Source organism: Streptomyces sp. 6-11-2, assembly GCF_006540305.1.
GTDB lineage: Bacteria > Actinomycetota > Actinomycetes > Streptomycetales > Streptomycetaceae > Streptomyces.
This window is the reverse complement of record NZ_BJOR01000001.1, coordinates 5,899,780-5,926,349: the sequence shown is the minus strand read 5'-3', so window position 1 is coordinate 5,926,349 and position 26,570 is coordinate 5,899,780. Positions and strand designations below refer to the sequence as shown.

At 70.4% G+C, this 26,570-nt stretch carries 22 protein-coding genes; 4 read left to right on the top strand and 18 right to left on the bottom strand.

What is annotated here, in order from left to right:
- Positions 1-500: 500 nt before the first annotated feature.
- The 12 genes from aroB to TNCT6_RS26180 all read right to left on the bottom strand — a co-directional run bounded on the left by aroB (position 501) and on the right by TNCT6_RS26180 (position 13,466).
- Entirely contained in the window at positions 501-1,592 is a 1,092-nt protein-coding gene (gene aroB, locus TNCT6_RS26240) for a 3-dehydroquinate synthase (RefSeq protein ID WP_141362774.1), read from the bottom strand.
- The gene (locus TNCT6_RS26235) at positions 1,589-2,107 is read right to left on the bottom strand and encodes a shikimate kinase (RefSeq protein WP_141362772.1); all 519 of its coding nucleotides are present in this window, start codon (positions 2,105-2,107) and stop codon (positions 1,589-1,591) included. Before TNCT6_RS26235 ends, aroB begins: the two co-directional genes overlap by 4 nt.
- Positions 2,104-3,288 carry a chorismate synthase gene (gene aroC, locus TNCT6_RS26230; RefSeq protein ID WP_141362770.1) on the bottom strand — a complete coding sequence of 395 codons (1,185 nt, stop codon included), beginning with the start codon at positions 3,286-3,288 and terminating at the stop codon, positions 2,104-2,106. Before aroC ends, TNCT6_RS26235 begins: the two co-directional genes overlap by 4 nt.
- Before the next feature lie 253 nt (positions 3,289-3,541).
- On the bottom strand, positions 3,542-4,381 hold the full coding sequence (locus tag TNCT6_RS26225) for a shikimate dehydrogenase (RefSeq protein WP_141362768.1): 840 nt from the start codon (positions 4,379-4,381) through the stop codon (positions 3,542-3,544).
- Complete coding sequence (gene mltG, locus TNCT6_RS26220; RefSeq protein ID WP_141362766.1) at positions 4,362-6,143, bottom strand: endolytic transglycosylase MltG; 1,782 nt, start codon at positions 6,141-6,143, stop codon at positions 4,362-4,364. The genes TNCT6_RS26225 and mltG overlap by 20 nt, the downstream gene beginning before the upstream one ends.
- Before the next feature lie 122 nt (positions 6,144-6,265).
- Positions 6,266-6,730 carry a Holliday junction resolvase RuvX gene (gene ruvX, locus TNCT6_RS26210; protein WP_141362764.1) on the bottom strand — a complete coding sequence of 155 codons (465 nt, stop codon included), beginning with the start codon at positions 6,728-6,730 and terminating at the stop codon, positions 6,266-6,268.
- A gap of 13 nt (positions 6,731-6,743) precedes the next feature.
- On the bottom strand, positions 6,744-9,416 hold the full coding sequence (gene alaS / locus TNCT6_RS26205; protein WP_141362762.1) for an alanine--tRNA ligase: 2,673 nt from the start codon (positions 9,414-9,416) through the stop codon (positions 6,744-6,746).
- Positions 9,416-9,790: a hypothetical protein gene (locus TNCT6_RS26200; protein ID WP_141362760.1), complete on the bottom strand. Its 375-nt coding sequence runs from the start codon at positions 9,788-9,790 to the stop codon at positions 9,416-9,418. The genes alaS and TNCT6_RS26200 overlap by 1 nt, the downstream gene beginning before the upstream one ends.
- Before the next feature lie 9 nt (positions 9,791-9,799).
- Positions 9,800-10,249 carry a DUF948 domain-containing protein gene (locus TNCT6_RS26195; RefSeq protein WP_172633025.1) on the bottom strand — a complete coding sequence of 150 codons (450 nt, stop codon included), beginning with the start codon at positions 10,247-10,249 and terminating at the stop codon, positions 9,800-9,802.
- 187 nt (positions 10,250-10,436) lie between these two features.
- A complete protein-coding gene (gene rpsD, locus TNCT6_RS26190; RefSeq protein ID WP_100567868.1) occupies positions 10,437-11,051 on the bottom strand; it encodes a 30S ribosomal protein S4 in 615 nt (204 codons plus the stop codon).
- 344 nt (positions 11,052-11,395) lie between these two features.
- Positions 11,396-12,751, bottom strand: a complete 1,356-nt coding sequence (locus tag TNCT6_RS26185) for a replication-associated recombination protein A (RefSeq protein ID WP_141362756.1) — start codon at positions 12,749-12,751, stop codon at positions 11,396-11,398.
- Between the two features lie 58 nt (positions 12,752-12,809).
- Entirely contained in the window at positions 12,810-13,466 is a 657-nt protein-coding gene (locus TNCT6_RS26180) for a vitamin K epoxide reductase family protein (protein WP_141362754.1), read from the bottom strand.
- Positions 13,467-13,609: 143 nt separating this feature from the next.
- Here TNCT6_RS26180 and TNCT6_RS26175 point away from each other — a divergent pair, with 143 nt between their 5' ends.
- Positions 13,610-14,467, top strand: a complete 858-nt coding sequence (locus TNCT6_RS26175; protein ID WP_141362752.1) for an ABC transporter ATP-binding protein — start codon at positions 13,610-13,612, stop codon at positions 14,465-14,467.
- Positions 14,467-15,312: an ABC transporter permease gene (locus tag TNCT6_RS26170; protein WP_141362750.1), complete on the top strand. Its 846-nt coding sequence runs from the start codon at positions 14,467-14,469 to the stop codon at positions 15,310-15,312. Before TNCT6_RS26175 ends, TNCT6_RS26170 begins: the two co-directional genes overlap by 1 nt.
- Before the next feature lie 78 nt (positions 15,313-15,390).
- On the opposite strand, the gene hisS is transcribed toward TNCT6_RS26170, so the two are convergent.
- Together hisS and TNCT6_RS26160 are read right to left on the bottom strand one after the other, a co-directional pair.
- Positions 15,391-16,653 (bottom strand): histidine--tRNA ligase, encoded by a 1,263-nt coding sequence (gene hisS, locus TNCT6_RS26165; RefSeq protein ID WP_141362748.1) that lies wholly within the window; start codon positions 16,651-16,653, stop codon positions 15,391-15,393.
- Between the two features lie 13 nt (positions 16,654-16,666).
- Positions 16,667-17,380 carry an MBL fold metallo-hydrolase gene (locus TNCT6_RS26160; protein WP_141362746.1) on the bottom strand — a complete coding sequence of 238 codons (714 nt, stop codon included), beginning with the start codon at positions 17,378-17,380 and terminating at the stop codon, positions 16,667-16,669.
- A gap of 168 nt (positions 17,381-17,548) precedes the next feature.
- Between TNCT6_RS26160 and TNCT6_RS26155 the strand changes: the two genes are divergently transcribed.
- Together TNCT6_RS26155 and TNCT6_RS26150 are read left to right on the top strand one after the other, a co-directional pair.
- Positions 17,549-18,382, top strand: a complete 834-nt coding sequence (locus tag TNCT6_RS26155; RefSeq protein WP_141362744.1) for a peptidylprolyl isomerase — start codon at positions 17,549-17,551, stop codon at positions 18,380-18,382.
- Between the two features lie 146 nt (positions 18,383-18,528).
- The gene (locus tag TNCT6_RS26150; RefSeq protein ID WP_141362743.1) at positions 18,529-19,758 is read left to right on the top strand and encodes a DUF349 domain-containing protein; all 1,230 of its coding nucleotides are present in this window, start codon (positions 18,529-18,531) and stop codon (positions 19,756-19,758) included.
- A 140-nt stretch (positions 19,759-19,898) separates the two neighbouring features.
- Here TNCT6_RS26150 and TNCT6_RS26145 read toward each other — a convergent pair whose 3' ends face one another.
- From TNCT6_RS26145 to secD, 4 genes are all read right to left on the bottom strand, one after another.
- Positions 19,899-22,436, bottom strand: a complete 2,538-nt coding sequence (locus TNCT6_RS26145) for a bifunctional (p)ppGpp synthetase/guanosine-3',5'-bis(diphosphate) 3'-pyrophosphohydrolase (protein ID WP_141362741.1) — start codon at positions 22,434-22,436, stop codon at positions 19,899-19,901.
- A 600-nt stretch (positions 22,437-23,036) separates the two neighbouring features.
- Positions 23,037-23,576: an adenine phosphoribosyltransferase gene (locus TNCT6_RS26140; protein WP_141362739.1), complete on the bottom strand. Its 540-nt coding sequence runs from the start codon at positions 23,574-23,576 to the stop codon at positions 23,037-23,039.
- Positions 23,573-24,703: a protein translocase subunit SecF gene (gene secF, locus TNCT6_RS26135; RefSeq protein ID WP_141362737.1), complete on the bottom strand. Its 1,131-nt coding sequence runs from the start codon at positions 24,701-24,703 to the stop codon at positions 23,573-23,575. The genes TNCT6_RS26140 and secF overlap by 4 nt, the downstream gene beginning before the upstream one ends.
- A 1-nt stretch (position 24,704) precedes the next feature.
- The gene (secD, locus tag TNCT6_RS26130; RefSeq protein WP_141362735.1) at positions 24,705-26,474 is read right to left on the bottom strand and encodes a protein translocase subunit SecD; all 1,770 of its coding nucleotides are present in this window, start codon (positions 26,472-26,474) and stop codon (positions 24,705-24,707) included.
- Between the last annotated feature and the right edge of the window lie 96 nt (positions 26,475-26,570).

Genomic DNA, 26,570 nt, shown 5'->3' with positions numbered 1-26,570 from the left:
TGAGGGTGCGGCGCTGACGGGGGCGGACCCTGAGGACGCGGCGCCGACGGAGGCGGACCCTGAGGGTGCGGCGCCGACGGAGGCGGCTGCTGAGGATGCGGCGCCGACCGGGGCAAGCCCTGAGGGTGCGGTGCTGACGGACGCGGGCCCGGCGATTGTGGCGCCGGGGCGCCGGGATGGCCCGATGCCGGAGGCGGCGGGGGCACGGGCGCGGAGCCCTGGGACGCGCCCGGGTGCCGCGGCCCCGGGTGATGTGCGTCCGGCGCCCAGCCGGCGGCCGGTCCGTGCCCCGGCTGGCGGGGCGGCGGCAGCGGTGAACCCACTGCGTGCTGCATCCGGTGCGACTCCGTCTCGTACGGGGCAATTGGCGCCGGCAGCGGGTCCGAGCCCCGCCGCCTACCGAACGGTACCGTCCCCGGCCGCCATATGGTGAACGGCCGGGCGCGGTCCGAAGTGCCCGTCGCGGCAGGCAGAACGGGGCGGATGCCGCTCGGTGGGACTTACTGTCCGACCTCGCCGTACGCGGCGAGCAGCACGGCCGGGTCGGGGCCCTCCAGGACGGTGGGCTTGGCGAGGCCGTCCAGGACGATGAAGCGCAGCAGGTCGCCGCGGGACTTCTTGTCGACCTTCATCGTCTCCAGCAGCTTGGGCCACTGGTCGTAGCGGTAGTGCAGCGGCAGGCCCACCGATTCGAGGACCGCGCGGTGGCGGTCGGCCGTGGCGTCGTCCAACCGGCCCGCCAGACGGCCGAGTTCGGCGGCGAAGTGCATGCCGACGGCGACCGCGGCGCCGTGCCGCCACTTGTACCGCTCGTTCTTCTCGATCGCGTGGCCCAGCGTGTGGCCGTAGTTGAGGATCTCCCGCAGGCCCGACTCCTTCAGGTCGGCGGAGACGACGTCCGCCTTGACCCTGATGGACCGCTCGACGAGTTCGGCGGTGTGCGGGCCGGCCGGGGTGCGGGCGGCCTCGGGGTCGGACTCGATCAGGTCGAGGATCACCGGGTCGGCGATGAAGCCGGCCTTGATGACCTCCGCGAGCCCGGACACGTAGTCGTTGACCGGGAGGGAGTCCAGCGCGGCCAGGTCGCACAGCACACCGGCGGGCGGGTGGAAGGCGCCCACGAGGTTCTTGCCCTCGGCGGTGTTGATGCCAGTCTTGCCGCCGACGGCCGCGTCCACCATGGCCAGCACGGTGGTCGGGACGGCGATCCAGCGCACCCCGCGCAGCCAGGTCGCGGCCACGAACCCGGCCAGGTCGGTGGTGGCGCCGCCGCCCACGCCCACGATGACGTCGGTGCGGGTGAACCCGCACTGGCCCAGCGCCTTCCAGCAGTAGGCGGCGACCTCCGCGGTCTTGGCCTCCTCCGCGTTCGGCACCTGGATGGCGACGGCCTCGTAGCCCTGCTCGGCCAGGTCGGCGCGGAGCGCGTCCCCGGTCTCGGCGAGCGCCTCGGGGTGGATCACGGCGACCCGCTTGGCCTTCTCGCCGACCAGGCCGGTGAGTTCACCGAGGAGCCGGCGGCCCACCAGGACGTCGTACGCCTCGGTGCCGGCCGTGCCGGCGATGTGGATCCGCGTGACCGACTCGCTCATACTTCCTTCAACTCCAGTGCGTCCAGGGCGGCTTGGGTGACCTCTTCGGGGGTGCGCCCGTCGGTCGGCACGACCGCGGTGGCGACCTCCTCGTACAGGTGCCGCCGGGCCTCCATCAACTCGCGCCACTGCTTGCGCGGGTTCACGGCGAGCAGCGGGCGGGCCACGTTCAGGCCGGTGCGCCTGACGGCCTCCTCGACGTCCATCGACAGGTACAGGACCGGCAGCCGGGCGATCAGGGCCCGTGTGTCCGGGTCCAGGATCGCGCCGCCGCCGAGGGCCAGTACACCGTCGTGCCCGGCGAGCGCCCGGCGCACCGCCTCCTTCTCGACGGCACGGAAGAACGGCTCGCCCTCGTCGACGAAGATCTCGGCGATGGTGCGGCCCTGCTCCGCGACGATGTCGTCGTCGACGTCCCGGTAGGCGATCCCGAGGCGGTCGGCCAGCATCCGTCCGACGGTGGACTTGCCGACGCCCATGGGTCCGACCAGGACGACGACCGGCTCGGCGCTCACCGGATCGCCAGGTTCTCGAGGTAGGACCGCACGTTGCGGCGGGTCTCGGGCACGCTGTCGCCGCCGAACTTCTCCGCGACGGCGTCGGCGAGGACGAGGGCCACCATGGCCTCGGCCACGATGCCGGCGGCCGGCACCGCGCACACGTCGGAGCGCTGGTGGTGGGCCTGCGCGGACTCGCCGGTGGAGACGTCCACGGTCCGCAGGGCCCGCGGCACGGTCGCGATCGGCTTCATCGCGGCGCGCACCCGCAGCAGCTCTCCCGTGGTCAGCCCGCCCTCGGTGCCGCCGGAGCGGCCCGTGGCACGCCGGATGCCCTCGCCGGTCGTGACGATCTCGTCGTGGGCCTGGGAGCCGGGCACCCGCGCCAGGCCGAAGCCGTCGCCGACCTCGACGCCCTTGATCGCCTGGATGCCCATGAGCGCGGCCGCGAGCCGGGCGTCGAGCCGCCGGTCCCAGTGCACGTGGGAGCCCAGGCCCACCGGCACGCCGTAGGCCAGCACCTCCACCACGCCGCCGAGCGTGTCGCCGTCCTTGTGGGCCTGGTCGATCTCCGCGACCATCGCCTTGGAGGCGTCCGCGTCCAGGCAGCGCACCGGGTCCGCGTCCAGCTTCTCCACGTCCGCCGGGGTCGGGTACACGCCGTAGGGCGCCCTGGCCGCGGCCAGCTCGACGACGTGGCTGACGATCTCGATGCCGGCGGTCTCCTTCAGGTACGACCGGGCCACGGCGCCCAGCGCGACACGGGCCGCGGTCTCGCGCGCGGAGGCCCGCTCCAGCACCGGCCGGGCCTCGTCGAAGCCGTACTTCTGCATGCCCGCCAGATCGGCGTGCCCGGGCCGGGGCCGGGTCAGCGGTGCGTTGCGCGCGAGCTCGGCCAGCTCCGCCGGGTCGACCGGGTCGGCGGCCATGACCTTCTCCCACTTGGGCCACTCGGTGTTGCCCACCATGACGGCCACCGGGGAGCCGAGGGTGAGGCCGTGCCGGACCCCGCCGAGGAAGGTGACCTCGTCCCGCTCGAACTTCATCCGGGCACCGCGCCCATAGCCCAGGCGCCGCCGTGCGAGGTGGTCCGCCACCATCTCCGTGGTGACGGGCACGCCGGCGGGAAGGCCCTCCAGCGTGGCGACGAGTGCGGGTCCGTGGGACTCCCCCGCGGTCAGCCAGCGCAACCTGCTCAACGGTGCTCCTCATGCTCGCGCCTGGAACTGCGACGGCGCGACCGGGTGCGCGGCCCTGGCCCGCCACCTCCGATCCTCCCACGTCCGGACGCCGGCCCCGGTCGCCGGTCCAGCAGTCGGACGCGCGGCGCACAGGCCCGCCCCGCGGCACCGGCATGTCACGTACTCCCGTCGGCCCGTCACGGGCACACGGCGAGTGGGTCATCCGGGCCGCGAGGGCCGGCGCTTCTGCGCCGGAGCGGATGCGCCCTGGTCAGCGGGCCGCGAGGGCCTTCTCGCCCGCTTCGCGCATGGCGTGCAGGGGGGCCGGGCTGTGGCCCGTCATCTGTTCGACCTGGAGGACCGCCTGGTGCACCAGCAGGTCGAGGCCGCCGACGACGGCGCCGCCGGCCATGGACCAGCGGGCCGCCAGCGGCGTGGGCCACGGGTCGTAGAGGACGTCGAAGAGCGTGGCGGGCCGTCCGGGTACGGCGTCGGCGAGCGCGTCCGTCGTCCCGGCCGGGGTGGTGGCGATCACCAGCGGCGCCTTCAGGGCCTGCCCGGCGTCCGTCCAGTCCGCCGTGCGGACCTCGACGTCCAGCCGCTCACCCCACTCCCGCATCTCGGCCGCGCGGGCCTCGCTGCGGACGTAGGCGACCACCTCGCCGGTGCAGACGCGGGCGAGCGCGGCCAGCGCGGAGGAGGCGGTGGCGCCGGCGCCGAGGATCGCCGCCGAGCCGACCTGCTCGACGCCGTGCTCGCGCAGGGCGGCGACCATGCCCGGCACGTCGGTGTTGTCCCCGACCCGGCGGCCGTCCGCGGTGAACACGACCGTGTTGACCGCCTCGACGGAGGCGGCGGTGTCGCTGATCTCGTCGAGCAGCGGGATGACCGCCCGCTTCAGCGGCATGGTCAGCGACAGCCCGGCCCACTCGGGTCCCAGGCCCTCGAAGAACGCGGGCAGGCCTGCCTCGTCGATCTCGAACCGGTCGTACGACCAGTCCGTGAGCCCCAGCTCCGCGTACGCCGCCCGGTGCAGCACCGGGGAGAGCGAGTGGGCGATCGGTGAACCGAGCACAGCCGCCCGACGGGCGTCAGTTGCTCTTGGTGGCATCGAACTTGTCCTTGAGCTTGAGGAATTCGGCGTACGTCTTGGCGAACTCCGTCTTGTGCAAGCCGTCGGTCGCCACGAAATAGATCCAGCCGTCCTGGGTCGGATTCAATGCCGCCCTCAGCGCGTCGTCGCCGGGGTTTCCGATCGGTCCGGGCGGAAGGCCCTTGTTGGTGTAGGTGTTGTACGGGTCCTGGTTGCTGTTGATCTCTTTTTCGCTGATGTGGATGTTGCTCTGGCCCTTCAGGTAATTGAAGGTCGAGTCGAACTGCAGCAACTGGTTGGTCTCGGTGTTGGTCGGCTTCAGGCGGTTGTAGATCACTTCCGCCATCTTGCGGAAGTCGTCGTGCGTCTTGCCCTCGGCCTGGACCAGGCTCGCGACCGTGACGAGCTGGAACGGATCGTCCAGGTTCAGTTCCTTCGCCTTGTCGGCGAACTTGTACCGGGCGTAGACCTCGTCGGCCTGCTTGACCATTTCCTTCAGGACCGCCTCGGGCTTCATGCCCTTGGCCGCGGGATAGGTGCCCGGATAGAGGAAGCCCTCCAGCGGATCCTTGATCCGGCTCTTGTTCTGGGCCCACTTGGGCAGACCGAGGTCCTTGTACTGCCGCGCGGCGATCTTCTGCGTGGTGCCGGCGGCCAGTTCCAGCTGCTTGTCGATGTCCTCGTAGACCAGGGCATTGCGTTCGCCCGGCTTGACCAGGACATTGCTCTGGCTCTTGGGGTCGAGCATCATCGTGATGGCGCTCGCCGCGGACATCTGCTTCTTCAGCAGATAGGCGCCCGCCTGGATCCGGTCTCCATTGGGGTTCTTCGACTGCGCCGCCACGAAGGCGTCGACGCTCTTGACCACGCCCGCCGCCTTCAGCGCCCGGCCGATGTCGTAGCCGCCCGCGCCCTTGGGGATTTCGACGGTGACCATCTCGTTGATTCCGTCGCCCGCGTAGTCCGGGGCGGCGCCGAAACGATCTTGGTAGAACTGGTAGCCGTAGTAGACGACTCCGGCCGTACCTCCGCCGAACACCAGGGCGACGACCAGGCAGGCGCAGCCGCTGCGGCGCTTCTTGTCCTTGCCCTTGCCGCCGCGGCCCTTGCGGTCGCCCCGTCCCCGGCCCTCGTTCGGATCGTCGCCGTCCTCGTCGTCCTCGCCGTCGCCGCCCGCGAAGAACGCGTGGTCGTCCTGTTCGGCTTCGGGATCCGGGTCCCAGTCCGGCCGCGGCTCCGGCTCGGCGCGCCGACGGCTCGGCGGCTCCGGCGGCGGGTAGGCCTCGGGGGTGCCGTAATGATCGGGCTGTTGCGCGCCGTAGGACGCGGCCTGCTGGCCATACGGGTCGGCCGGGTCGCCGGGGTAGGCCGGCTGCTGCTGCCCGCCGGAGCCGTCCCAGCCGCCCTGGCCGTAGCCCTGCTGCTGGAGGTGGCCCGCGTACCGCTGGTCGTACTGCTGCTGCCCCTGGTCACCGTAGGGCTGCTGGTCGTACTGCTGCTGACCCTGCTGACCGTGGTGCTGCTGCCCCTGCGGGTCGTAGTGCTGCTGCCCCTGGTCACCGTAGGGCTGCTGCTGGTACTGCCCGTCGTAGCCGGCCTGCTGCTGATCCCACTCGCCGTACTGCTGTTGCTGCGGCTGCTGCGGATGGTGCTGCGGCCCACCCCCGTAGGGGGACTGCGGGCCCGCGTGGGCCTGCTGTCCCCCCCATCCGCCGTCCCCGTACAACGGGTCCTCCGGATGCCACGGTTCGGGGCCTGGACCCCGGCCATACTCAGTCATCGATCCCCTAGAGCCGCGAGGCGTCGGTCACACGGCTGTGTGCCCCGGCTTCCGTTCCGCCTCTTTCTGTGCGTCGTCTGTTCGAACGCAGGCGCATCGCGCGGAACGTTACCGTATCGCGATCAGATGACCACTTCGACGCCCTCGCCGGGTGCTTTCCCTGACACTCGTTCGGATTCCAGGGCTTGTTGGAGGATGATGACGGCCGCGGCCTGGTCGATCACGGAGCGTCCCTTCTTGGATTTCACCCCGGAGGCACGCAGTCCCTGACTGGCCGTCACCGTGGTCATCCGCTCGTCCACCAGGCGGACCGGCACCGGGGCGATGCCCTTGGCCAGCTCGCCGGCGAAGGCGCGGACCTTGACCGCGGCCGGCCCCTCGCCCCCCTTGAGGGAGCGCGGGAGACCGACGACGACCTCGATCGGCTCGTACTCCGCGACGAGTTGCCCGAGCCGACGGTGTGCCGCGGGGACGTCCCGGCCGGGGACCGTCTCCACCGGGGTGGCGAGGATCCCGTCGGGGTCGCACGAGGCGACCCCGATCCGGGCGTCCCCGACGTCGATCGCGAGCCGACGTCCTCTGCGCATCGCTTCGGCCGCCCTACTTCGCCGTCTCGGCCACGAGCCGCTCCACGGCGTCAACGGCCTCGCCGACGGCGGCCGGGTTCTGTCCGCCGCCCTGGGCGACGTCCGGCTTGCCGCCACCGCCGCCGCCGAGGGTCTTGGCGGCCGTGCGGACCAGGTCACCGGCCTTCAGGCCGCGCTCGCGGGCGGCCTCGTTGGTGGCGATCACCGTGAGCGGCTTGCCGTTGTTCACCGTGAACAGGGCGACGACGGCGGCCCGGCCGCCCTGGATCCGGCCGCGCACGTCGAGCACCAGCTTGCGCAGGTCGTCCGGCGTGGTGCCGTCCGGGACCCGGCCGGTCACGACGGCCACACCGCGGACGTCCTTGGCGGACTCGGCGAGACCGGCGGCGGCCTGGAGCACCTTCTCTGCGCGGAACTTCTCGATCTCCTTCTCGGCGTCCTTCAGCTTGCCGAGCATGGCGGAGACCTTCTCCGGCAGCTCCTCCGGGCGGCCCTTGATCAGCTCCTGGAGCTGGGCGACGACCGTGTGCTCACGGGCGAGGAAGTTGTAGGCGTCCACGCCGACCAGGGCCTCGATACGGCGCACACCGGAGCCGATCGACGACTCGCCGAGCAGCTTCACCAGGCCCAGCTGGGCGGTGTTGTGCACGTGGGTGCCGCCGCACAGCTCCTTGGAGAAGTCACCGATGGTCACCACGCGCACACGCTCGCCGTACTTCTCGCCGAACTCGGCGATGGCGCCCTGCTTCTTGGCCTCGTCGATGCCCATGACCTCGGCGTGCACGTCCAGATCGCGGGCGAGCACCTCGTTGATCTTCTGCTCGACGTCGGTCATCACGGCCGTCGGGACGGCGGACGGGGAGCCGAAGTCGAAGCGGAAGCGGCCGGGCTGGTTCTCGGAGCCGGCCTGGGCGGCCGTCGGACCGAGGGCGTCACGCAGAGCCTGGTGGGTCAGGTGCGTGGCGGAGTGGGCGCGGGCGATGGCCTTGCGGCGGCGGAAGTCGATCGAGGCCTGGGCCTTGGCGCCGACGGTGACCTCGCCGACCTGGACGACGCCCTTGTGGACGTACACGCCCGGGACCGGCTTCTGGCAGTCGCGGACCTCGATGACGGCGCCGGAGTCGACCTTGATGCGGCCGGTGTCGCCGATCTGGCCGCCGCCCTCGGCGTAGAAGGGGGTGCGGTCGAGGACGATCTCGACCTCGTCGCCCTCGGTGGCGGCCGGAGAGGAGGCGCCGTCGACGAGGATGCCGACGATCGTGGACTCGCCCTCGGTGTCGGTGTACCCGATGAAGTCGGTCGCGCCGGCGGAGTCGGCGATCTCACGGTAGGCGCCGACGTCGGCGTGGCCGGTCTTCTTGGCCTGGGCGTCGGCCTTGGCGCGCTCCCGCTGCTCCTTCATCAGGCGGCGGAAGCCCTCCTCGTCCACGGACAGGCCCTGCTCGGCGGCCATCTCCAGGGTGAGGTCGATCGGGAAGCCCCAGGTGTCGTGGAGCAGGAAGGCCTTGTCGCCGGGCAGCACGGCGGAGCCGGCGGCCTTGGTCTCGGCGACGGCGCCGTCCAGCACGTTCGTACCGGCGTTGAGGGTCTTGAGGAAGCGGGCCTCCTCGGCGAGGGCGACCTTCTCGATCCGCTCGCGGTCGGTGATCAGCTCGGGGTACTGCTGCCCCATCATGCCGATCACCACGTCGATCAGGTCCTTGACGACCGGACCGGTGGCGCCCAGCAGGCGCATGTTGCGGATGGCGCGGCGCATGATGCGGCGCAGCACGTAGCCGCGGCCCTCGTTGCCGGGGGTGACGCCGTCGCCGATGAGCATGGTGGCGGTGCGCATGTGGTCGGTGACCACGCGCAGCGCCACGTCCGAGTCGTGGGCGTCGCCGTAGGCGACACCGGTGAGCTCGGTGGCCTTGCCGATGACGGCCATGGAGGTGTCGATCTCGTACATGTTCTGCACGCCCTGCAGAATCATGGCGAGCCGCTCCAGGCCGAGCCCGGTGTCGATGTTCTGGCTCGGCAGGTCGCCGAGGATCTCGAAGTTGTCCTTGCCGGTGCCCTCGCCGCGCTCGTACTGCATGAAGACGAGGTTCCAGATCTCCACGTACCGCTCGTCGTTGACGGCGGGGCCGCCCTCGACGCCGAACTCGGGGCCGCGGTCGTAGTTGATCTCGGAGCAGGGGCCGCACGGGCCGGGAACGCCCATGGACCAGAAGTTGTCCTTCTTGCCCAGGCGCTGGATGCGCTCCTTGGGCACGCCGACGACCTCGTGCCAGATCCGCTCGGCCTCGTCGTCGTCCTGGTAGACGGTGATCCAGAGCTTCTCCGGCTCCAGGCCGTAACCGCCCTTGTCCTGGGGCGAGGTGAGCAGCTCCCAGGCGAGCTTGACGGCGCCCTCCTTGAAGTAGTCACCGAAGGAGAAGTTGCCGCACATCTGGAAGAAGGTGCCGTGCCGGGTGGTCTTGCCGACCTCTTCGATGTCGGGCGTGCGCACGCACTTCTGCACGCTGGTGGCGCGCGGGAAGGGCGGCTTGACCTCACCCAGGAAGTAGGGCTTGAAGGGCACCATGCCGGCCGGGACGAGGAGCAGAGTCGGGTCGTCCGCGATGAGCGACGCCGAAGGGACGACGGTGTGCCCGCGCTCCTCGAAGAAGCTCAGCCAGCGGCGGCGGATCTCAGCCGACTCCATCAGTGGTCCTCATTCCGGTTGTACGAGTACGTCGTGTAGGGGTGTTCCGAGGACGCCGGGCCCTCGACGTACTTCGGGTGATTGCGGTTCTCGATGGCGGTGTACCGCCTGGACGGGGGCAGTTCCGGGTCGAGCGAGGCGTTCAGGCCCAGGGCCTCGCCGAGTTCGGCCTCCCGCTGGGCCATGTTGTCGCGGACGTCGAGCGCGAAGCCGAGGGCGCGGTCCTTGAGCCGGTGACCCGCCTCGACCGCCTTGGTCGCCGCGGTCGCGGCGAGGCTCTCGGGGGTCAGCTGCCTGAGTTTGCGGTTGACCTTGGTGGTGGCCCACACTCCGGCGGCGACACCAGTGGTGAACCAGAACGTACGGCGGAACATCGCTAGTCCTTACTTCTCCCGGTTGTTCCGCTTCCCCCGCCGCGCGGCCGGGACGGTGCGGCCCACGATCACGGTACGCCTCGACGCCTTGCCGGGCACGTCCTCCTTGCGGCCGCCGAGCGCCCGGCGCACGCCGTATCCGAAGGCCGCGACCTTGACCAGCGGACCGCCGAAGGTGGAGGCGACGGTGGTCGACAACGCGGAGGCGTTGGACGTGACCTCCTGGACGTCGGAGGCGATCGCGTCGACGCGGTCGATCTGGCTCTGTGCGGAGCGCACCGCCTGGGAGGCATCGGCCAGCAGCGGAACTGCCTGGTCGGTCACGTCCGCCACGAGCCGGGTGGTCGCCTTGAGCGTCTGGGCCAGCCTCGCCAGTGCGACGGCGAGGAAGGAGACCAGGATCGCCCAGAACACGGCCACCAGGATCCCGGCCACCTCTCCACCGGACACTGTGCGCACCCGCTCCCTGAAACGTGCCTGTACATCGAGAAAGTCGTGCACCGAGCCTATCGCGCCGGGGGTGGGGCTCCGTACCGGATTTCGCGCCCGTGCGCCGGTGGAACGAGCGAGCCCGCCGTCCCGCCCGCCCGGAAGGGCGGGGAGACGGCGGGCCGGGTGGTGCTGTGGTGCTACGGCCTGCCGGTGATCAGCGGGCGTAGTACTCGACGACGAGCTGCTCGTCGCAGATCACCGGGATCTCCTTGCGGTTCGGCTCGCGGTCCAGGCGGAACGCCAGGGCCTTGAGGTTCACCTGGAGGTAGCGCGGGGTCTCGCCGTCGGGGGCGAAGCCACCCTCGCGGGAAACCTGGAAGAGGGTCTTCTCGCGGCTGCGCTCGCGGACCTGGACCACGTCGTCGGGACGGACCTGGAAGGACGGCTTGTCGACCTTCTTGCCGTTGACCTGGATGTGGCCGTGGACGACCATCTGGCGGGCCTGGTAGATCGTGCGGGCGATGCCCGAACGCAGCACCAGGGCGTCAAGACGCTTCTCGAGGTCGATGACCAGGGCTTCACCGGTCTTCATCGACGTCTTGGCGGCACGCTCGTAGGCGCGGACGAGCTGACGCTCGCTGACGTCGTACTGAGCACGCAGACGCTGCTTCTCCAGCAGACGGACCTTGTAGTCCGAGTTCTGCTTGCGGCCACGGCCGTGCTCACCCGGCGGGTAGGGACGCGCCTCGAAGTACTTGACGGCCTTCGGGGTCAGCGCGATGCCGAGGGCACGCGACTTCTTGACCTTGGGGCGGGACTGGTTCGCCATGAACCAAACACCTCGTTTTTTCTGTGCGAATACGGCTTCACCAGGGTTAGGGGAGGTCGCATCCGCAGCCGGGGAAACCCGCCGGGGCCCTGCCGGGCCTGGTGGGCAGCCGCTCCCCTGGTCTGGGCACATACGTGCAGCACGCGAGTGGCCCACCGACCGCTCCCGGAGCTCCGGGTGGTGGTGGGCTGCCCGCGACACCGTTCGACGGTGCGCGACGCTCCTGGATCCCCGCCGTCCTGGAACGGCGGAGTTCCGGCTGAATGTCCCGCTCTGGTGGCGCCGGTTCCCCTTTCGGGGTTCCGGACACGGAACTCAGCGCTTCCCGGCAGTCTACAGGGCGCTCAGGACCGCTTCCGACCGAGGTGCTTGCGGGTCCACTCCACCGCGTCCGCGTACCGCGCCTCGGCGCCGTGCCGTCCCGGGGAGTAGTACTCGCGGTCCTTCAGGGCGTCCGGCGCGTACTGCTGGGCGGCGATGCCCTCGGGCAGGTCGTGCGGGTAGACGTACCCCTGCGCGTGGCCGAGCTTGGCCGCGCCCTTGTAGTGCCCGTCCCGCAGATGGGGCGGGACCGCTCCGGCCTGTCCCTTGCGTACGTCGTCCAGGGCTGCGCCGATGGCCGTGGTCGCCGAGTTGGACTTGGGGGCGAGGGCCAGGGCGATGGTGGCGTGGCTGAGGGTCAGTGCGGCCTCGGGGAAGCCGATCATGGCGACGGCCTGGGCGGCGGCGACCGCCGTGGGCAGCGCGTGCGGGTCGGCCAGCCCGATGTCCTCACTGGCGGAGATCATCAGGCGGCGGGCGATGAACCGGGGGTCCTCGCCGGCCTCGATCATCCGGGCCAGGTAGTGCAGGGCGGCGTCGACGTCGGAGCCTCGGATGGACTTGATCAGGGCGCTGGCGACGTCGTAGTGCTGGTCGCCGTCGCGGTCGTACTTCACCGCGGCCCGGTCGACGGTCTCCTCGAGCGTGGTCAGGCCGATCTCGGTCTCGCCCTTGTCGAGGGCGGCCCCGGCGGCGGCCTCCAGGGCGGTCAGGGCGCGGCGGGCGTCGCCGCCGGCGATGCGCAGCAGATGGCTCTCGGTGTCCTCGGGGAGGCCGACGGCCGACCTCAGGCCGCGCTCGTCGGTGAGCGCGCGGCGGAGCAGACCGCGCACGTCGTCGTCGGTGAGCGGTTCGAGGGTGAGCAGGAGCGAGCGGGAGAGCAGCGGGGAGATCACCGAGAAGTACGGGTTCTCCGTGGTGGCCGCGATCAGGGTCACCCAGCGGTTCTCGACCGCCGGGAGCAGGGAGTCCTGCTGGGCCTTGCTGAAACGGTGGATCTCGTCCAGGAAGAGGACAGTCTCCTTGCCGTACCCGCCGGAGGCGCGGCGGGCGCCGTCGATGACCGCGCGGACCTCCTTGACGCCCGCGGTGATCGCCGACAGCTCCACGAAGCGCTTATTGGTGGCCTTGGAGACCACGTACGCCAGGGTGGTCTTGCCGGTGCCGGGCGGGCCCCACAGGATCACCGAGGAGGGTCCCGCAGGGCCGCCCGCGCCCTCGCCGACCAGTCGGCGCAGCGGCGAGCCCGGCTTGAGCAGGTGCTGCTGGCCCACCACCTCGTCGAGGGTGCGCGGGCGCATCCGGACCGCCAGGGGACTCGCGGCCGGGTCCTTCTCCTGGCGTTCTTCACTTGCGGCGGTGAACAGGTCGGGCTCCACGCTGAAACCCTATGGCACACCACCGACAACGTGGCCGGACGGTGATCACCGCTCCGGCTCAGGCCCAGAGGCTGGTGCCCCAGCGGGTCAGGATCAGCATGACGATGACACCGCAGTGCGTGACCGGCAGCACCCAGGTGAACTCGGCGAGGAAGTTCTTCACCGGGCGCGGGGCGGGCAGGAAGTCGTTGCGGATGTTGAAGGAGGTCACGTACCAGAACATGACGATCGTGGCCACCCAGGCCAGCGAGCACCACAGGCACAGCGCGTTGATGCGGTACAGCGACTGGAACTGGAGCCAGGTGACGAAGCAGACGCCGAAGAGCGTGCCGAAGTTGAAGGTCAGCCAGTACCAGCGCGGGAAGGTGGTGCGGGCGAGCAGGCTCATGCCGACGCAGATGACGATGCCGTAGGCGACCAGGCCGAGCAGCGGGTTGGGGAACCCGAAGACGGTGGCCTGCTTGCTCTCCATGACGCTGCCGCAGGACACGATCGGGTTGAGGCTGCAGCTCGGGGTGAAGGTCTTGCCGCTGAGCTTGCCTTCGAGGATCTTCTGCTTGTCGATCGTGATGATCCACGCGGCGAGCAGACCGGCCGCTCCGGTGATCACCAGCAGCAGCGCGAAGGCGCGGCTGCCGCCCACCGTCCGCGGCGCGGTCACCGCGCGCTCCGGCTCGGGCTCCGCGGAGACGTGTTTGACTGTCGTCTTGCTCATCACGCCGATTCCGTCACTTGTGAGTTGGACCTTCTTCGGGCACGGCCATTGTGCCGCACGTGCGTGTGTGAACACCGTCAGGTGGTGACACGAAGGTGTGCACGGCCGGATCCGAACGTTCGGTTCCGGACGATGCTCGGACCATGACGCGAAACGAACTCGCGGTGGACGTACGGGGGCTGCGCAAGCGGTACGGGGACGTCACCGCGGTCGACGGAATGGACCTGGCGATCAGGAAGGGCGAGGTCCTGGGGCTGCTCGGACCCAACGGCGCGGGCAAGAGCACCACGGTGGAGATCATCCAGGGCCACCGCTCACGGGACGCGGGCGAGGTCTCGGTCCTGGGGGCGGACCCGGCGAGCGCCACGCGCGCGTGGCGCTCGCGCGTCGGAATCGTCTGGCAGGACGAATCGGCGCCCGCCGAGTTGACGGTCCGCGAGACCGTGCGGCACTTCGCCCGGTACTACCCCCGGCCGCGCGACCCGGAGGAGGTCATCGCCCTGGTGGGTCTGGAGGCGAAGGCGGGGAGCCGGATCAAGGCGCTGTCGGGTGGCCAGCGGCGTCGGCTGGACGTGGCCCTCGGGGTGATCGGCGGGCCGGAGCTGCTGCTCCTGGACGAGCCGACGACCGGTTTCGACCCGGCGGCGCGGCGCCGGTTCTGGACGCTGATCCGCACGCTCGCGCAGGAGGGCACGACGATCCTGCTGACCACGCACTACCTGGAGGAGGCGGAGGCCCTCGCGGACCGGCTGGCGGTGGTCGCCCGGGGCCGGATCGTCGCCGAGGGCACCTCTCGCGAGCTGCGGGAACGGCACGCCACCGGCGCCACCGTCGAGTGGACGGAACCCGACGGCACCCCGCGCACCGAGCACACCGGCACCCCCACCAGGACCGTCGCCGGCCTGATGCGCCGCTTCGACGGAGAGATACCGGGCCTGCGGGTGGGCCGCCCCACGCTGGAGGACGTCTATCTCCGGCTGACCGGACAGGAGGACGCGTGATGACCTCGACGGCCGGACGGACCCGCGCCGGGGCGGCGGCCGCGCGGCTGCCCGGGGCGTGGGGCATCGGGCTGCACCGGGGCGCCCTGGAGATCAGGCAGTTCTTCCGGCAGCGCGAGCAGGTGGTGTTCACCTTCGCCTTCCCGGTGGTGTTCCTGTTCCTGTTCGCGTCGATCTTCCACGACGACGTCAGCGGCACCGGCGTCACCGCCTCGCAGCTCTACGTCTCCTCGATGCTGGCCTCGGGCATCATGTCGACCAGCTTCCAGTCCCTGGGCATATCGATCGCGGTCGAACGGGACGAGAAGGCGCTGCGCCGGCTGAGCGGCACGCCGATGCCACCGACGGCGTACTTCCTGGGGAAAATCTGGCTGGTTCTCTTCACCGGCCTGCTGGAGACGGCGATCCTGCTGCTCGTCGGCACCACGCTGTACGGCGTCCGGCTGCCCTCCGACGCGACCCGGTGGTTCCACTTCGCGTGGATCTTCGTGCTCGGCCTGACCGGGTGCGCGCTGCTGGGCATCGCGATCAGTTCGGTGCCCAGGTCGGCGAAGAGCGCAGCCTCGGTGGTCGTGCTGCCGTTCCTGGTGCTCCAGTTCATCTCCGGGGTCTACATCCTGGTCGACGCCCTCCCCGGCTGGATGCTGAACGTCGGCGCCCTCTTCCCGCTGAAGTGGCTGTGCCAGGGCCTGCGCGGGGTGTTCCTGCCGGACTCGGCGCGGGTGCTGGAACAGGCGGGGAGCTGGGAGTTCGGGCGGATCGCCCTGGTGCTCGCGGCCTGGTGCGCCGGCGGACTGGTGCTCTGCCTTCTGACGTTCCGCTGGAAGGACCGGCGGGCGGGCTGAGTCCGGGAGGCGGCCGCGGCCGGAACGGCGAAGGGCGCCGGTGCCGGGACGAGCACCGGCGCCCTTGCGTGAGGAGCGTCAGCCGAGGCGGGATTCCAGTTCCGCGACGATCTCGTTGACCGCGATCGCCGTCTGCTCTCCGGACTCCATCTCCTTGAGCTGGACGACGCCGTCGGCGAGGTCGCGCTCACCGGCGACGAGCGTGAAGCGGGCACCGGACCGGTTGGCCGCCTTCATGGCGGCCTTGAGGCCCTTGTGGCCGTAGGAGAAGTCGGCGGCGATGCCCACCTTGCGCAGTTCGGAGACCTTCGCGAACAGCACCCGGCGTGCCTCCTCGCCGAGCGGGACCGCGAACACGCTGGTGGCCGACGGGATTGGGAGCTCGACTCCCTCCGCCTCCAGGGCCAGGACCGTACGGTCCACGCCCAGCGCCCAGCCCACCGACGGCAGCGCGGGGCCGCCGATCATCTCGGACAGGCCGTCGTACCGGCCGCCGCCGCCCACCGCGGACTGGGACCCGAGCCCGTCGTGCACGAACTCGAAGGTGGTGCGGGTGTAGTAGTCGAGTCCGCGGACCAGCTTGGCGTCGTCCTCGAAGGCGACTCCCTGGGCCTCCAGCAGCGCCCGCACTTCCTCGTGGTACGCCTTGCAGCCGTCGCACAGGTAGTCGCGCAGCAGCGGGACGCCCGTCAGCTGCTTCTGCACCGACTCCCGCTTGTCGTCCAGGACGCGCAGCGGGTTGATGTCGATCCGGGTGCGGGTGTCCTCGTCCAGGTCCAGGCCGCGCAGGAAGTCCTGGAGGGCGGCCCGGTAGACCGGACGGCACTCCTTGTCGCCCAGACTGTTGAGCAGGATGCGGAAGTTGCTCAGGCCCAGCGAACGGTAGGCCTGGTCGGCCAGGATGATCAGCTCGGCGTCGAGCGCCGGGTCCTCCGCCCCGATCGCCTCCGCGCCGACCTGCGAGAAGTGGCGGTAACGGCCCTTCTGGGGGCGCTCGTAGCGGTAGTAGGAGCCGGAGTACCACAGCTTGACCGGCAGGTTGCCGGCCTTGTGGAGGTTGGCCTCCAGGGCGGCGCGGAGCACGGAGGCGGTGCCCTCGGGGCGCAGGGCGAGCTTGTCGCCGCCCTTGGTCTCGAAGGCGTACATCTCCTTGGTCACGATGTCGGTGGACTCGCCGACGCCGCGTGCGAACAGCTCCACGTTCTCGAAGCCGGGGGTCTCGATGTAGCCGTAGCCGGAGTTGCGCAGCGGGGCGGCGATCGCCTCGCGGACCGCCAGGTACTTCGCGGAGTCCGGCGGGATCAGGTCGTACGTGCCCTTGGGGGCCTTGAAGGTGCTCACGGAAGGTCTCTCGTCACATTCCTCGTCGGGGAGCGTCGTCCAGGTCCGCTCCCGGGCCGGCGGCCACCTGCCGCAGATAGGGATTGGTGGCGCGCTCCCGGCCGATGGTCGTCTGGGGGCCGTGGCCGGACAGCACCACGGTCGAGTCGTCGAGCGGCAGGCACACGCGGGCCAGCGAGTCGAACATCTCGGCCGTGTCACCGCCGGGCAGGTCGGTGCGTCCGATGGAGCCGGCGAACAGCAGATCCCCGGAGAAGAAGACCGGCGGGATGTCCGCGGCCCCGGGCATCCGGAAGGTCACCGACCCCTTGGTATGGCCGGGCGCGTGCGCGACGGAGAACTCCAGGCCGGCCAGCTTCAGCTCGGCGCCGTCGGCCAGTTCCTTCACGTCGTCCGGTTCCCCCACGGTCAGCTCGCCCATGAGCGGCATGCCGATGGACCGGCCGAGCGCCTTCTCGGGGTCGCTCATCATGTACCGGTCGGCCGGGTGGATCCAGGCCGGTACGTCGTGCGCGCCGCACACCGGGACGACCGAGGCCACGTGGTCGATGTGGCCGTGGGTGAGAACGACGGCGACGGGCTTGAGCCGATGCTTCCTGACCGCTTCCTCGACGCCTTGGGCGGCCTGGTGGCCGGGGTCGATGATCACGCACTCCTCACCGGCGGCGGGGGCGACGAGGTAGCAGTTCGTCCCCCAGGCCCCGGCGGGGAACCCGGCAATGAGCACGATCGTCCTTCGTTGTGTCGATTACGGGCGGCTGCAGCTGTTGTCAGAGCCTACCGGCGCTGCCGGATCCTCAGGTAACCCATATACGGTACGGGCACACGCGGGTGGCCGCCTCGGGCGACGCACCCGTGACCGGTGGACACACGAGACGCATGAGGAGAGAACGCGGTGGTCAGCCAGGAGCAGCGGCGGCGTCAGCTCGCCCGGGAGAAGTTCTTGCGGCAGCAGCAGCGGCGCACCGCCGCGCGGCGCAAGTCACGCGTACGCACCTCCGTGATCGCGTCGGTACTGGGCGTGGTCCTGATCGGCAGTGTCGCGCTGTACACGACCGGGGTGCTGAAGAACGGCAAGGGCGACAAGGCCAACGCGAGCGCCGAGGTCACCCCGAGCGCCTCGGCCACCAGCAAGGCGCCGGACCCGTGCGCGAAGCCGGCCGCGGGCTCGGTGAAGAAGCTGAGCTGGGCCAAGGAACCGGCGATGTCCATCGACAAGTCGGCGAAGTACACGATGACGCTCGACACCACGTGCGGCGGGATGGACCTGGACCTGAAGGCGTCCGCGGCACCGCACACCGTGAACTCCTTCGACTTCCTGGCCGGAAAGGGCTTCTTCGACCACACCAAGTGCCACCGGCTCACCGCCGAGGGCATCTATGTCCTGCAGTGCGGCGACCCGGAGGGTACGGGCCGGGGTGGTCCCGGATACACGATTCCCGACGAGAACCTCAAGGACAAAAGCCTGAAGGGCGACGTCTATCCGGCGGGCACCGTGGCGATGGCCAACACGGGGCAGGCGCACTCCGGTGGAAGCCAGTTCTTCCTGGTGTACCAGGACAGTCCTCTCCCGCCCAGCTACACGCCTTTCGGCACCGTCTCCGAGTCGGGTATGAAGGTGCTGAAGAAGATCGCGGACGCAGGCGCGGAGCCCGCCGATCCGGAGACGGGCAACACCGCCCCGAACGCGACCGTGGTGATCAACAAGGCGACGGTGACGAAGTCCTGACGGCAGCGACGACCGGCTGGGAAATTTCGGTCGCGCTGGATGCGGACAGGCCACCCGCCGGTCGCCTATGTTGGCGGTGACGAAACTGTGGACGATGCCCGGGGGAGCTTCGAGGCCCTCCGCAGGCATCATGTGGAGGAGGCGCTGTGAGCAGCGACCCGTGGGGCCGCGTCGACGAGACGGGGACCGTGTACGTGCGTACGGCCGATGGCGAGCAGGTCGTCGGTTCCTGGCAGGCCGGCTCCCCTGAGGAGGCGCTGGCCTACTTCGAGCGCAAGTACGAGGGCCTGGTTGTCGAGATCGGCCTCCTCGAGAAGCGAGTGCAGACCACCGACCTGTCGGCCAAGGACGCCCAGGCCGCCGTCGGCCATCTGCGGGAGCAGATCGACGCGCACCACGCGGTCGGCGACCTGGACGCGCTGCGTGCCCGCCTGGACAAGCTGGTCGGGACGGTCGAGACACGCCGTGAGGAGCGCAAGGCGCAGCGCGCCCGGCAGGCGGACGAGGCCCGGCACTCCAAGGAGGCGCTGGTCACGGAGGCCGAGGAGCTGGCCCGTTCCGATCAGTGGCGGGCGGCCGGGGAGCGGCTGCGCGCGCTGGTGGACACCTGGAAGGGGCTGCCGCGTCTGGACCGCAAGTCCGACGACGAGCTGTGGCACCGCTTCTCGCACGCCCGGTCGGCGTTCTCCAAGCGGCGCAAGGCGCACTTCGCGCAGCTGGACGCGCAGCGCGAGGACGCACGCAAGGCCAAGGAGCGGCTGGTCGCCGAGGCCGAGGCGCTGTCGGGCTCGACGGACTGGGGTCCCACCTCGGCCCGCTACCGCGAGCTGATGACGGAGTGGAAGGCAGCCGGCCGTGCCCAGCGCGAGCACGAGGACGACCTGTGGAACCGCTTCCGCGGTGCCCAGGACGTCTTCTTCGCCGCCCGCAGCTCGGTGTTCGCCGAGCGGGACGCCGAACAGGCCGAGAACCTGAAGCTGAAGGAGGAGCTGGCCGGAGAGGCCGAGAAGCTCCTGCCGATCACGGATCTGAAGGCCGCCCGCGCAGCCTTCCGCTCGATCAACGAGCGCTGGGAGACCATCGGCCATGTACCGCGCGACGCCCGTCCGCGGGTGGAGGGCCGGATGCAGACGGTCGACCGGGCCATCCAGGAGGCCGAGGAGGCCGAGTGGCGCCGGACGAACCCGGAGGCGCTGGCCCGTGCCGAGGGTCTGACCGGTCAGCTCCAGGCCGCCGTGGACAAGCTGCGGGGGCAGATCGAGCAGGCCCGCGCCCAGGGCAACTCCTCCAGGGCCGACAAGCTCGAGAAGGAGCTTGAGGGCCGCCAGGCGCTCCTGGACCAGGCTCTGAAGGGCCTCCAGGAGTTCGGCGGCTGATCCGGGTCCGCCTGGATCCGGATCCGGGTTCGCCTGGATCCGGCGACGCTTCCACTGACGGCTGAGGGCCCCCGTAGCGCCTACGGGGGCCCTCAGCCGTTCTCTGTACTTGTCTTTCCCCCGGACTCGTCCGGTGGCGGCTACGCCCGGCTGCGCGCCGACGTGACCCGGTAGACGTCGTAGACGCCCTCCACGCCCCGCACGGCCTTCAGGACGTGCCCCAGGTGCTTGGGGTCGCCCATCTCGAAGGTGAAGCGGGAGGTGGCGACGCGGTCGCGGGAGGTCTGGACGGCCGCGGAGAGGATGTTGACGTGCTGGTCGGACAGGACGCGTGTGACGTCCGAGAGCAGACGGGAGCGGTCCAGGGCCTCGACCTGGATGGCGACCAGGAAGACCGAGGACTGGGTGGGCGCCCACTCGACGTCGAGGATCCGCTCGGGCTCACGCGACAGTGACTCCACGTTGACGCAGTCACTGCGGTGAACCGATACGCCACTACCCCGCGTGACGAAGCCGATGATCGGGTCGCCGGGGACCGGAGTGCAGCAGCGGGCCAGCTTGACCCACACGTCGTCGACGCCCTTGACGACGACACCCGGGTCGGCGCTGGAGCGGCGCTTGCGGGAGCGTCCGCGCGAGGGCGGCACGCTCTCGTCGATCTCCTCGGTGGCCGCCTCCTCGCCGCCGAGCGCCTGCACCAGTTTCTGCACGATGTTCGGCGCGGAGACGTGCCCCTCGCCGATCGCCGCGTACAGCGCGGAGATGTCCGAGTAGCGCATCTCGTGCGCGAGGGTGACCAGGGAGTCGCCGGTCAGGATGCGCTGGATCGGCAGGTTCTGCTTGCGCATCGCGCGGACGATGGCGTCCTTGCCCTGCTCGATCGCCTCGTCCCGGCGCTCCTTGGAGAACCAGGCCCGGATCTTGTTGCGGGCGCGCGGGGACTTGACGAAGCCGAGCCAGTCGCGGGAGGGACCGGCGCCGGCCGCCTTGGAGGTGAAGACCTCCACCAGGTCGCCGTTGTCCAGGGTCGACTCCAGCGGAACGAGCCGGCCGTTGACGCGTGCTCCTATGGTGCGGTGGCCGACCTCGGTGTGGACGGCGTAGGCGAAGTCCACCGGGGTGGCGCCCGCCGGGAGCGCTATGACGTCGCCCTTGGGCGTGAAGACGAAGACCTCGTTGCGGGACAGGTCGAAGCGCAGCGACTCCAGGAACTCGCCGGGGTCCTCGGTCTCCTTCTGCCAGTCCAGCAACTGCCGCAGCCACGCCATGTCGTTGATGGCGCCCGCGTCCTTGCCGGCCTTGCCGGCGGGCTTCGGCGCGTCGGTACGGACCTTGGAGGCGCCGGCGACGGCCTCCTGCTTGTACTTCCAGTGCGCGGCGATGCCGTACTCGGCGCGGCGGTGCATGTCGAAGGTGCGGATCTGCAGCTCGACCGGCTTGCCGTTGGGGCCGATGACCGTCGTGTGCAGCGACTGGTACATGTTGAACTTGGGCATCGCGATGTAGTCCTTGAACCGGCCGGGTACCGGGTTCCATCGCGCGTGCACGGTGCCGAGAGCGGCGTAGCAGTCGCGGACCGTGTCGACCAGGACGCGGATGCCCACCAGGTCGTAGATCTCCGCGAAGTCACGGCCGCGGACGATCATCTTCTGGTAGACGCTGTAGTAGTGCTTGGGCCGGCCGGTGACGGTCGCCTTGATGCGCGCGGCGCGCAGGTCGGCCTGGACCTCGTCGGTCACGATGGCGAGGTACTCGTCCCGCTTGGGGGCGCGCTCGGCGACGAGGCGGACGATCTCGTCGTACATCTTGGGGTAGAGGATCGCGAAGGCGAGGTCCTCCAGCTCCCACTTGATGGTGTTCATGCCCAGCCGGTGGGCGAGCGGAGCGTAGATCTCGAGCGTCTCGCGGGCCTTCTTCTCCTGCTTCTCGCGCTTGAGGTAACGCATGGTGCGCATGTTGTGCAGGCGGTCGGCGAGCTTGATGACCAGGACGCGGGGGTCCTTGGCCATGGCGACGACCATCTTGCGTACGGTCTCGGCCTGCGCGGCCTCGCCGAACTTAACCTTGTCCAGCTTGGTGACGCCGTCGACGAGCAGGGCGACGGTGTCGCCGAAGTCCCGGCGCAGCTGGTCCAGGCCGTACTCGGTGTCCTCGACGGTGTCGTGCAGCAGCCCCGCCATCAGCGTGGCCGGGTCCATGCCGAGTTCGGCGAGGATGGTGGTCACGGCGAGCGGGTGCGTGATGTACGGGTCGCCGCTCTTGCGCTTCTGGCCGCGGTGCCAGCGCTCGGCGACCTGGTAGGCGCGCTCGATCTGGCGCAGGGTCGAGTTCTCGATCTTCGGGTCGTTGCTGCGCACTATCCGCAGCAGCGGCTCCAGCACCGGGTTGTACGGGTTGGCGCGCTGCACGCCGAGACGGGCGAGGCGGGCGCGGACGCGGTTGGAGGAGCCGGAACGGCCGGGCTGGCCGACGGAGGGGCGCACGACGGGCGGCGGCGCGGGACGCTCGGTCGGGGCCGGCTTGGGGCGCGCGGCCTCGGTCGACTTGCCTACGGGGGCGGACTGGGCGTGCTCGGCCGTCCCACGGGTGTCGCTCTTCGCGTGCGACGCGGGCTTCGCCGCGGGCGCCGAGGCGGACTCGGGCTTGGCGGCAGTCAGTGGCTGGGCCTCGTCTGGCAAGAGGACTCCTCGTGCGCGATCCGGGTCCCCCAGTCAGGCTCCGGAGCCCCCATGGTAGCGATCCAGAGCTCCAGGATCCCCTCCAGCCCGATCGAAGGACCGTTTACGGGACTAACACACAAGACGGACACGAGATTCCGGTACCCCCCTTTCAAGCCCCCGAACAACCGGGCACCGCCCGGTGTACGGGGTCCGAAGCCCCCGCCGGGACCTGGGCAGAGCCCCAGGAGGGCGCCTCTCCCCCACCGAGCCGGGCAGAGGGCCGGGAAACCGGGGGGGCAGGGGGCAGAGCCCCCGCTGGGGTCTGGGGCGAAGCCCCAGGGAGGGGCCCTTTTCACAACGGGTGGCCGGGTGGGAAAGCCGGGGGTGCAGGGGGCGAAGCCCCCGCCGGGGTCTGGGGCGAAGCCCAGGGAGGGATCCTCTTCACTCACCAAGACGGGTGGGCGGCCGGGAAAGCCGGGGGCGAAGCCCCGCCGGGGTCTGGGGCGAAGCCCCGGGGACGGGACCCTACCCACCCACCGAGACGGGTGGGCGGAGCGGGGGCGCAGCCCCGGAACAGGGGGCCCGGGGCACCAAGCCCCAGGCCCCCACACACCACACTCAGAGCCGGAGGAGCGCCTCCAGCGGCGCCCCCGACAACGCCGGCTCCAACCGGGTCCGCCCACCGAGAAACCCGAGTTCCATCAGTACCGCCACACCGGCGACCTCCGCCCCGGCCCGCCGGATGAGCTGGATGGACGCCTCCGCGGTACCTCCCGTCGCGAGCACGTCGTCGACGACGAGAACACGGTCCCCCGCGCTCAGATCCTCCGCGTGGACCTCGATCTCCGCCGAGCCGTACTCCAGGTCGTACGCCTGGCTCAGCGTCGCTCCGGGGAGCTTGCCCGCCTTGCGCACGGGGATGAAGCCGAGGCCCGCGCGGAGCGCGACCGGGGCGCCGAGGATGAAGCCGCGGGCCTCCAGGCCGACGACCTTCGTCGCCCCCTCCCGGGTGCCGACCTCCGCCAGCGCGTCCGTGAGGACGGTGAACGCCGCCGGATCCGCCAGGAGCGGGGTGATGTCCTTGAACATCACCCCCGGCGACGGATAGTCGGCCACATCACGGATGCGGCTGAGCAGCAGCTCCTGGACATCGGTCATCGTCGCTTCCCCGAGGGTCGGCCGCGGCCCCGGCCGCGGGAGGCGGGCTGGTTGCGCGGGCCCACCACGGCGGGTGCGGCGTCCTCCAGGTCCTCCGGCTCGTCACCGGCGGTGACCCCGGCGGACTCCGCCTCCAGGGACTCGCCCTGCGCCGCCGCGTGCGCCCGCTTCGCGAGCACGCGCTTCTTGAGGGCCTTCATCTGCGGCTCGAGTTCCTTGAGATCGGCGACGAGCGGCGTGGCGATGAAGATCGAGGAGTACGCACCGGCCGCGAGGCCGACGAACAGCGACAGCGAGATGTCGTTCAGCATGCCCGCGCCGAGCACACCGCCGCCGATGAACAGCAGGCCCGCCACCGGCAGCAGCGCCACCACGGTGGTGTTGATGGAACGGATCAGCGTGCCGTTGATCGAGCGGTTCGCGATCTCGCTGTACGTCCAGCGGGTCTGCCGAGTGATGTCCTTCGTCTGCTCCTTGAGGCTGTCGAAGACGACGACCGTGTCGTAGAGCGAGTAACCGAGGATCGTCAGCAGACCGATCACCGTGCCGGGCGTGACCTCGAAGCCGACGAGGGCGTAGACGCCGGTGGTGATCGTCAGGTCGTGGATCAGCGCGACGAGCGCGGCCAGCGCCATGCGCCACTCGAACGCGATCGCCAGGTAGATCACGACCAGGACCATGAAGATCCCCAGGCCCTGCCAGGCCTTGTTGGCGATCTGCTCACCCCAGCTAGGACCGACCAGGTCGGCGTTGATGTGCTCCGGATTGACCTTCAGGTCCTTGGCCAGAGCTTCCTTGACCTGGTCGGACTTGCCGGTCTCGATGCCGGCGATCTGGATGCGCAGGGTGCCGTCACCGAGCTTCTGCACGATCGACTCCGCGCCGGAGGCGGCGTCGTGGGCGTAGCTCTCCGCCTGGGCCACCGACGCGCTCATGTGCTTCGGCGTGGTGAAGACCGCTCCGCCCTGGAACTCGATGCCCATGTTCAGGCCACGCACCGCCAGGCCCAGGATGGCCGTGATGGTGATCAGGATGGAGATGCCGTACCAGATCTTGCGGTTCTTGATGAAGTCGTAGCCGACCTCGCCGTGGTGCAGTCGGGCGCCGAGGTTGCCGAGTTTGGACACCTCACGCCTCCTTCGTCTCGATGGGGGCGGAGGGACGGCGGGTGCGGCGCAGCGGAGGCTTGGCGCCCAGGCGCTTGGGATCCAGTCCCGACCAGCTGTGGCCACTGGCGAAGAACTTCCGACGGGCGAGAATCGTCATCAGCGGCTTGGTGAACAGGAAGATGACGACCACGTCGAGCACCGTGGTCAGACCGAGCGTGAACGCGAAGCCCTGCACCTTGCCGACGGTCACGATGAACAGCACGGCGGCGGCCAGGAACGACACGAAGTCCGAGACGAGGACGGTACGCCGGGCCCGCGGCCAGCCGCGCTCCACGGCGGGGCGCAGCGAGCGGCCCTCGCGGATCTCGTCCCTTATGCGTTCGAAGAACACGATGAACGAGTCCGCGGTGATACCGATCGCGACGATCGCGCCGCACACGGCCGGCAGGTTCAGCGCGAAGCCGATGGTCGGGCCGAGCAGCGACATGAGGGTGTACGTCAGCATCGCGGAGACCATCAGCGAAGTGATGGCGATCATCGCCAGGCCGCGGTAGTAGACCACCAGGTAGATCACGACCAGGGCCAGGCCGATGGCGCCCGCGATCAGACCGGCGTGCAGCTGCTCGCCGCCGAGCGCGGCGGTCACGGTGGTGACGCTGTCCTCCTTGAAGGTCAGCGGCAGCGAGCCGTAGGACAGCATGTTGGCGAGGCTCTGCGCCTCCTCCTGGGTGAAGTGGCCGGAGATCTCCGCGCTGCCGCCGGTCAGCGCCTGGCTGACGTACGGGTCGGAGACGACGTCGCCGTCCAGGACGATGGCGAACTGGTTCTGCGGCGAGGGGTTCTGGGCCAGCTTGCCGGTGATGTCGGCGAACTTCGTGGCGCCCTTGGAGGTGAACTCCATGGTCACGGTCCAGCCGGAGGCGGTCTGCGTGTTGAAGACGGCGTCTGCCTTCTTGACGTCGGTGCCGTCCACCTGGGCGGGGCCGAGCAGGTACTTCTGCCACTGGCCCTGCGAGCTCTGGCCACAGGCGACGGTCGACTCGGTGGGCAGCACGCCCTTGCCGGCGGTGGCACGCACGTCCTGCTTGCTGCAGTCCAGGGCGGCGTACTCGGCCTGGAGCTTGCTGTTCGCGTCACCGGAGCCGCTGCTCGGGGACGGTGCGGCGCTGGTGGAGGCCGACGGGCTCGCCGAGGCGTTCGGGCTGGCCGAGGAGCCGCTCGCGGACGGGGTGGCGTCCGCCTTCAGAGCGTCGGTGACCGGGCGGCCCTGCTTGGTCTCGGTGGCCGAGGGAGTCGGGGAACCGGAGGGGGTCGCCGCGCCGGTGGACTTGTCGGTCGCCTTGTGGGAGGTGCTGGGCGACGGCTCGGCCGGGGCGGCGCCGCTGATGTCGGTGGCGAGGACCGGGCGGAAGTACAGCTTCGCGGTGGTGCCGACCTGCTCCCGGGCCTGCTTGGAGTTGGTGCCCTTGGGGATGTTGACAATGATGTTGTCATTCCCCTGGGTCTGGACCTCGGCCTCCGATACACCGAGACCATTGACACGGCGTTCCATGATGTTGACAGCCGTGTCCATGTTGGCCTTGTTGACCGCGGATTCCTGACCGCGCTCCGGTACCGCCCGCAGCGTGATACTCGTACCGCCGGCCAGGTCGATGCCCAGGCGCGGAGCGGTGTTGCCGGTGACGAACATGCCTCCGGTGAGCGCCACGATGGCGATCAGAATGAGGGCCAGCGAGCGCCCCGGCTTGCTCTGGGCGCTCGCACTGCGTCCCTTTTTGGATACAGCCACCTTTTCAGCTACTCCCTCTCGGGCCGTCCCGCGCCGGGTGAGCTCGGCGACGGCCATCACATGGTGTCGGAATCCCGCGCGAAGTGAACGCATCCC